Origin of the sequence: Herbaspirillum sp. B65 (assembly GCF_000333555.1) — a bacterium.
In the GTDB taxonomy this organism is placed as follows: domain Bacteria; phylum Pseudomonadota; class Gammaproteobacteria; order Burkholderiales; family Burkholderiaceae_D; genus Herbaspirillum; species Herbaspirillum rubrisubalbicans.
The window spans coordinates 1-1,452 of record NZ_BADI01000368.1; the positions used below are offsets into that span (position 1 = coordinate 1).

1 pseudogene is annotated in these 1,452 nt (G+C 61.6%); it reads left to right on the forward strand.

Annotation, left to right across the window (positions count from 1 at the left end):
* Window positions 1-1,452 (forward strand): annotated as a pseudogene (ppk1, locus tag I5W_RS09010) (polyphosphate kinase 1); the annotation flags it as partial.

Genomic DNA, 1,452 nt, shown 5'->3' on the forward strand with positions numbered 1-1,452 from the left:
ATCAGCTGCCGGACCATCTCTCGGCCAGGGCCAGTCTTCGTTCTGCCTGCTCTCTTCAGTGATCCATGCGCATATCGCCGACCTGTTCCCGGGGCGCGACATCATGGCCTATTCGCAATTCCGGGTCACCCGCAACAGCGACCTGTGGGTCGATGAAGAAGAGGTCAAGAACCTGCGCCAGGCGCTGGAGACCGAATTGCAAAGCCGCCAGTTCGGCGTGGCGGTGCGCCTGGAAGTGGCGGCCAACTGCCCCGAACACCTCTCGCAGTTCCTGCTGAACCAGTTCAACATCGAACACAACCGCCTGTATGCCGTGCAAGGGCCGGTCAACATGGTGCGCTTGGGCGAGATCGTCAACCTGGTCAACCAGCCCGAGTTGCGCTTCCCGCCCTTCTCCCCCACCCTGCCGCCGCAACTGGCCAGCGAAAACATCTTCGATGCCCTGGACAAGAAGGACGTGCTGCTGCACCACCCCTTCCAGTCGTTCCAGCCGGTGGTCGACTTCATCCGTACCGCCGCGCATGATCCGCGGGTGCTGGCCATCAAGCAGACCATCTACCGCACCGGCATGAATTCGGACCTGATGGAAGCGTTGATCTACGCCGCCCAGCATGGCAAGGAAGTCACGGTGATCGTGGAACTGATGGCGCGCTTCGATGAAGAAGCCAACATCAACTGGGCGGTCAAGCTGGAGCAGGCCGGCGCCCAGGTGGTCTATGGGGTCGTGGGACTGAAGACGCACGCCAAGCTGGCCCTGGTGATCCGCCGCGATGAAGACCAGGGGCTGCGCTTCTATGCGCACCTGGGCACCGGCAACTACCACCCCAATACCACCAAGTTCTATACCGACTTTGGCCTGTTGACCTCCAACCAGCAGCTCACCGCCGAAGTCAACGAAGTCTTCATCCACCTCACCAGCCTGACCAAGCCGCGCAACCTCACGCACCTGTGGCTGGCGCCGTTCTCGCTGCAGAAGGAAATCATCCGCGCCATCCGCAACGAAGGCCAGATCGCCCGCGAGGGCCGACCGGCGCGCATCATCGCCAAGATGAATGCGCTCTTGGATGAATCGGTAATCCGCGCGCTCTACGCGGCCTCGGCCGATGGCGTGAAGATCGACCTGATCGTGCGCGGCGCCTGCGCGCTGCGACCGGGCGTGCCGGGCCTGTCGGACAACATCAAGGTGCGTTCCATCATCGGCCGCTATCTGGAACACTCGCGCATCTACTACTTCCGCAACGACCTGGCCCACGATGTCTACCTGGCCAGCGCCGACTGGATGAACCGCAACCTGTTCCGCCGCATCGAGGTGGCCTTCCCGGTGCTGGACNAGGCGCTCAAGAAACGGTCATTCNGAAGGTCTCAATCCCTATCTGAAGGACATACCAATTCTGGCTGCTCGACGTCAATGGCGTCTACACCCTGAAGAAACGCGCAACAAGCAGCATGCTT